At 64.3% G+C, this 6919-nt stretch carries 2 protein-coding genes and 1 pseudogene; 1 reads left to right on the top strand and 2 read right to left on the bottom strand.

Annotated features, from left to right (window positions below):
• Together ACLL97_RS05225 and ACLL97_RS05220 are read right to left on the bottom strand one after the other, a co-directional pair.
• Positions 1–1468 (bottom strand): annotated as a pseudogene (locus ACLL97_RS05225) (hypothetical protein); the annotation flags it as partial.
• A 53-nt stretch (positions 1469–1521) separates the two neighbouring features.
• Complete coding sequence (locus ACLL97_RS05220; protein ID WP_411279422.1) at positions 1522–5313, bottom strand: carboxypeptidase regulatory-like domain-containing protein; 3792 nt, start codon at positions 5311–5313, stop codon at positions 1522–1524.
• A 315-nt stretch (positions 5314–5628) separates the two neighbouring features.
• Here ACLL97_RS05220 and ACLL97_RS05215 point away from each other — a divergent pair, with 315 nt between their 5' ends.
• Positions 5629–6912, top strand: coding sequence for an HD domain-containing protein (locus tag ACLL97_RS05215; RefSeq protein WP_411279421.1), 1284 nt, complete (start codon positions 5629–5631; stop codon positions 6910–6912).
• The last annotated feature ends 7 nt before the right edge of the window (positions 6913–6919 follow it).

Here is a 6919-nt window from a genome sequence, read left to right as displayed (position 1 = left end):
CACGCGTGGTGTCACCAGCGGCGCGCGGAGCGCCGGGAGCGCCCGGGGCGCCAGCGGCCCCTGCACCAGCACCGCGAGCACCACCAGCCGCACCGGGAGCACCCGGAGCACCACCGGCAGCTCCAGGGGGCCCACCGCGGCCGCCCATGCCCCCCATGAACTGCGTCGCGAGCTGCGCCGAGAGGTTCGACGTGGCCGGAAGCACCCACAGGTTGCCATCGAAGTCGGCCAGCGTGGTGCCGGCGCGGATGGGCGGGTAGTAGTCGGGCAGCTTCTCTGCGGCCACGGGCTCGAAGGACATGCGGAATCCACCGCCACCGCCCGCGTTGCCGGCGGCACGCTCGGTGGCCGCCTTGGCCAGCGTCTGCAGCGAATCCACCAGCTTGGTCTTGTCGTCGTCGGTGATACGCTTCCAGTCGAACGGCAGCTTGTCCGACGCCACATGCGATCCATCGGGACGGTAGTAGTCGACATGGAAGTCGAGCACACGCATCACGGCCACCGTACCGTCGTTCAACAGCGCCCAGTCATCGGCCTGTGGCAGCGGGTTGATCTTGATGGTGATCTTGGTGCTGCCGTCTTCGCCACGCGTCATCTGCGTTTCGTTCTTGGGCACCTTCACAAACGTGACCGTGTCTGCCTTGCGCGTATCGAAATCGACGCGAACGATGGGCACCGAATCGGGCTGGCTCTGGGGATTAAAGCCGCGACCGCCTGGACCACCGAACGGCTGACCGCCGCCCTGGCCGCCACCACGAGTATTGAACGCGGGATCGTCACCAGCAGGACGCGTGGCTTGTGCGCCGGGCCGACCCTGCTGCTGGTTGTTACCGCCCTGCCCGCCCGGCTGACCGCCACGACCACCACCACCGCGATCGTTACCGCTGCCGAACATCATCGCCATACCACCGCCACCAGGACCTCCGCCGGCGTTGCCCTGCCGGTAATACAAGCGACCCTTCTGGTCGAAGGCGTGCGACCCGAGGTTCATGTTGGACAGCGTATTCACGTCGTTCGTACGCGGCGACGCCATCACGCGCACTGTCTTGCCGTCCTTGTTGAGCACCACCAGTGACAGTGTGGCCGGATCGACCACGATCGATGAGTCGCCGAGGTACGGCAACAATCCGATGGGACGCTGGCCATATGGCATCAGCGCGCCGGGCGCGGTGTCGGCCACCACGACCACGTTCTGCAACGTGGGGTCGAAGCGCAGCAGCTGACGCCGCTGCACGTCGTTGATGAAGATCGACCCGTCGGGCAGCGCGCGCAGCATGTTCGCGCCATTGATCGGGCGCGTAGCCTTGGCCAGCGGCGCGGTGACGTCACGGACAGGGACCGTCGCGGTGGACGGCGTCTCCGGCGAAACCTGGGAGGACGCGGTCGATGCGGTGGCGGCCAGGATCGACACGCCAACCATCGTCCACGCCGCCGACTTCGTACGCGACTTGCTCGTACTGATGCTCATGCGAGTAGTGCTCGGTAGTCGAGAGAAATTTCGATGCATCGGTTCAGACATGATCAGTTGCCTCCTCGGCCGCCGCCGCCACCAAAACCACCACCCATGCCGCCGCCGAACTGGTTACCACCAGCGGTACCCGAGCGCACACCTTGCAACGTGCGCTTGTCGAGGAAACTGGCGAGTGACGTGGGAAGCACGCGGTACTGCGCGGGCGACAGCATGCTCTTGATGCCCGGCACGATCAGGATGAGCATGTCGACGGTCTGCTCGCGAGCGTCCTTGTAGCGGCCGTACGCAGCATCGTGATTGTACTTATCGGGCAGCTCGGACAGGAACTTGGTCACCGGATTCCAAATGCTGTCGGAGCGGAGCACAAAATAGCGGTTGAGCGTGGCCAGACTGTCGGCCTGCTTGCGTGTGAGCTTGAGCGTATCGGCCTGCTGGAGCAGCTGCTGCATCGGATTGATGATGCCGGAGGTCGCCGTACCACGAAGCTGCTGCAACGTCGGCTTGTTGCCGGCGCGCGAACGGCCACGATCGAGCTGCTGCAGCAGCTGTTGCTGTTCGCGCGTGGGACCGACGTCGACGCTCATCGACATCGTGATGGACATCGGCGTAGAGCGCAGCGTGGTTTGCGCCGGACGCGTGGAACCGAAGCGCTCGTTTACTTCATACTTGAAGCTGTTCGAGGCGGCATCGAAACCGCGCACGTACAGCAGCTGACCGCTTGGAGCCGGAGTCGCGCCCCAGCCCTTCAGGCCAGATTCGCCGTTCAGCAAGCGATCGAGACCGTTCAGCGGATTGGCAATCTGCAGGCGCAAGGTGGTGCGTTGCGGCAATCCGATCTTGAGCGAGTTGAACGAGATATTCAAGTTGCCGCTCAGGCTCCACGGTCCGGTGCAAGAATTGCGCGCCGCGAGCTGACCCAACTGACTACGCAGACAGGACACCGCCTCCTGCGTACCCGTCGCCAGCAGGTTCTCAAGACCGGCCTTGAGCGCCGGGTCGGAAACGGTGGCTGGATCGTAGACGAAGGCGCGATCGTTGCCGTAGCTGTCGCCGTTCACGTCCTGATTGATCGTGGGCGTGTAGTTGATGCCCGAGCGGAATCCACCATTCCAGGAAATACGCACGGCATCCCAGGCGTTGTAGCTGAACGAATACTGAATCTGGTGGCGCGAGAAGAAGGCGCCTCTCGACCATTCGGTACCGGTTGGCGAACCGACCGTGCTGTTGAAGCCAAGAAACTGTTCACGCACATCGGCCAACACGTAGGCCAAGCTCCAGCTGTAGTGCGAGTTGAACACGGCCGGACGCAGGCTCACGTTGATCTGCTTGCTTTCCGCCTCGAGCGTGGAGGTCTGTCCGGTCACGCGACCGAAGGCGTCGACCACACGCGCATTGCGCCACGCCACCGCACCCGTGGTCGGCACGATCGCCAGCGGCGACACGTATACGGGACGATTGAGTTCGTTGGCCAGCGTGAACTGCTGGACATCGGGGAAGTTGAGATCGACACCGCCCTGCTGTCGCTGATTGCGCGAGTACGTGCCGTCCACCGAAAGCATGAAGCGATTCTTGAGCACCGCACCCGCCCACTGCAGGTTGCCGCGAATGGAGCGCTGCGCGAGATAGTCGGGCACGAACAGAGTGATGTTGGGCGAGCTGTTCGCGAACACGGTGCCGCTGGTGCCGTCGGCGCAGGTACGTGGAATATTGGCTTCGTCCACCGCGTACGCCGTCCAGTTCGGAATCGGTGTGGCGCTGCCAAGACAGGTGAGCTGCTGCAGCGCCGAGGGGAGGCCGGTGTTGTCGATCGCGTTGGAGATGAGCTGCGTGCCCGGCGTATTCTGGAACACGCCAACACCACCGCGAATCACAGCACGCGGCGCGCGGATCATGCCAGGGAGTAGGGCCATTTGGTCGGCCTGCCCCACGGTCCACGAGAAGCCCACGCGTGGGCTCACGTAGAGCCTGTTGGGCACCTCCCCATTGTCCAAGCCGAACGCCGCCAGCACGGCCGGGTTCGACTGCGGCCCCTGCGAGAAGTGATTGCCATCAACGCGTACGCCAAACTGCACCTGCACATCATTGGTGGGGCGCCAGGCGTCGCCAAGCGACATCGCGCCGACGATCTGACTGCCGGTGCGCGTGCGCGGTGACAACGTGCGGGTGAACGACGCCGGCGTGTTGGCCTGCAAGTCGGCCAACGAGTTGTAGCTGAACGAACCGTACTGATTGAACGTGACGTTCTGCGAGAACTCATCGCGACGGAGCTCACTGGTGAGCTTCACGCGGTGACGGTTGTCGTTGGAGAACCACGACATCGTGTTGTTCGCCGCCAGCGACGAGTTGCTCGATGCCGTGTTCAGGCTGGGCGAGCCACCGAACAGCAGACTGCTCACGGCCGCCGACCCATCGACCAACTGCGAATTGACACGAACCGTGCCGGCCGGAAGTATCGCGAACGGATCGGATTCGTTACGGCTCATGCTGTAGCCGAGCGTGCTTTCGGTGAAGATGCCCTTGACGCCAAGCAAGCCGCTGTGACGCGCCTGCAGGGCCCCGCCGTAGCTGTCGCGCGTACCGTCCCGGGTGGGCGTGAACAGGCTCGCCGAACCGCCACCGAAACCGCCGAAACCACCGCCACCACCGCCACCACCGCCACCACCGCCACCACCTACCGGCGCCGTGCCCGAATAGTTGCCCGACAGCGTGATCGCGAACGTGTTGCCGCGATTCGAATTGGGCTGCACGTAGTCGAAGCTATTGAGCAGCGTGGCACGATTCACGATACGCTGCGGCGAGTACCCGCCCACCGTGATCGGCACGTTGCTGGTCCCGAGAATGCTGAGCAGGCGCGCCACCGAGTCGGCCGCCACACCGGCCGTTTCGAAGCCCAGCGAGCTTTCGCTCAGGAGCGTCTGCAGATCCTGCAAGCGACGATCGTACTGGAACGACGAGTTGAAGAAGGCACGATCGGCCTTGATCGGTCCCGACGCCGAGCCGCCCAGCGAGATGTTCGTGTACTGCTGACCCGTGGCGAGACCGGTCTGGTCGAGCCACTGCATCTGGGGCGTAATCAGGTTGCCGCTGAGACTGCGCCGGATAAAGTTCGAGCCTGAGCGCGTCCGCACCTGCAGCTGCCCACCGGAGAAGCCACCGCGCGACACGTCGTACGGCGACGTGGACAGCGACGTCATCACATTCGCATCACGCGGCACTGCGGCATCGCCGAAGTTGAGCCCGTTGAGCTGCGTGTTGTTCTGGTCGCCGCCCAGGCCGAACACCGAGAATGCGTCGGCGGCACCGTCGGCACCAAGCAGCAACTGCACGCCGGGAATCGCCGACGCCATCGCGGCGAGGTCACCCAATTGATCGGCATTCAAAAATCCGGCGGTGGCATCGTCAACCGACTTTTCGGACCCCGACACATCAGACACGGTATCGGTACGCGACGCGCCAGCCCGCTCCGTGACCTGCACGGCATCAAGCGTGATCGTCGCCGGCGCCATGCGCGCGTCGGCAATCAGAATTTCCTGGTCCGCTGTCCGCTTCACCTGATAGCGACGCGGGCCCAGGCCGACGGCCGAAAAGGTGACCCAATAGTCGCCTTCCCCACCGGGGAAGGAAATCGTATAGCGGCCGTTCTTGTCGGTGCGTGACGAGCGACTGACGTTGCCGCTCAGCGTCGTCGCCGTGACGAGCACATTGGGAATCGCCTGTGCATCCGTGCCGATGACACGGCCACGGATGATGTCGACGGCCTGCGCGGCCAATGGCAGACTGCACACGAGGAGCAATCCGATGGCGCCGAGGAGCCGTCTGAGAAAGAGAGAGGTATGGGTCACGACTAGATAGACGGGGAAACGGCACCCGCGTTAAGCGCGGATTTTGACGTCTTTTCAGAGGGAAATGCGACGCCGGATGGCTTGAGCCAATTACACGGAGCGCCGTGATTTCGTTGACGCCTTCGGCGAGTCTTCACGACCCCGATGAACAACACATCGCGGTCACCATCAGTGCCGATTCGCCCTTGGGGACACGACCGTGGCGCTTTGTCCCTGATCGCGCGAGGTCCGTCCCGACGCCGGTCGCGGTCCCGCCAATGCCCCGCTGATGCCCCGCTGATGCCCCGCTGACGACTCCGCTTCATATCTTTCAGCATGGAGATTCTTCGCGATCCGCTCTGGAACAACATCCGTCTCGATCCGCTCGCACTGGCGCTGCTGGAAACGCCGGTCGTGCAGCGACTGCGCTACGTGCGCCAACTCGGCCTCGCCTTCCTGGTGTATCCGGGAGCGACGCATTCCCGCTTCGAGCATGCATTGGGGGCCTGGCACCTTGCCGGCGTCGCGTTGCGTCTCCTTGAAGAGCGTGGTGCGCTCGAGGGCATTGATGCCCGCTCACAGCAGATCGTGCGCGCGGCGGCGCTGCTGCATGACGTGGGGCACTACCCGTTCTCGCACGCGCTCGAGGAAATCGGCGTCACCCATCACGAGCAGGTCGCGCATCCGCTGATCACGTCGGGACCCGTCGCCCTCGTGCTTCGCCAGGCGCTTGGGCCGTCCGCTCCCGACGACGTGTTCGCGCTGATCACCGGTCGCAGCACCGACGCATTGCAGGGGCTGATCTCGGGCTCACTCGATCTCGACAAAATCGAGTATCTCAAGCGCGATGCGACCATGTGCGGGGTGCCGTATGGCGAAATCGATGTCGATCGCCTGCTGAACTCTCTCGTGCTCGTGCAGACCCCCGATCGCACCTCGCGTACGGTCGGCGTGCATGAGAAAGGGTTGTCGGCGCTCGAATCATTGCTGTTCGCGAAATACCAGATGTATCGCAACGTGTACTGGCATCATGCCGTGCGCAGCGCGACGGCGATGTACAAGCGATTGGTCGCCGTCGCACTCGACTCGGGACATGTGGCCTCCGATCGGGTCGCACACTTCACCGACGAAGGCCTGCTGGTACATCTCGATGTGCCCACGTTGCCCACCGAGGCGCGCGTGATGTTGGACGGCCTCCGCTACCGACGGCTGCACAAGCGCGCCTACGAGTGTCCGGCGGCCACGCTCGGCGACGACGTGGGCGAGTGGATCGCCAGCGACTTCCATCTCACGCGACGCGTCGAGGATGCGTTCGCGCGTGAGCTGGCGTTGCCGGCCGGCGCCGTGCTGCTCGACTTTCCGGCCAAAACGCAGATGCTGGGGCTCGACATTCCGATGCAGCGTCGCGACGGTCGGGTGGAGCAGCTGACAGCGGCCGGATGGGAAGGCGCGATCAACCTGCCCCGACTGAGCGACGAACTCTATCGCAGCGCCCGTCGTTTGCGCGTGTTCACGATTGACCGGGCCCCCGTTCCGGAACAGCGGGTGCTGGCCGTGCTGCGCGAAGACGCGGATGTCGTGCGGGCGCGACTCGACGCGGGCACGTCGCTGCTCGCGTGAGCGGTTC

It is taken from the genome of Gemmatimonas sp. (assembly GCF_046594945.1).
Taxonomy (GTDB): Bacteria; Gemmatimonadota; Gemmatimonadetes; order Gemmatimonadales; family Gemmatimonadaceae; genus Gemmatimonas.
Note: the sequence above shows the minus strand (reverse complement) of the source record. Positions and strands in the feature narration are given on the sequence as shown.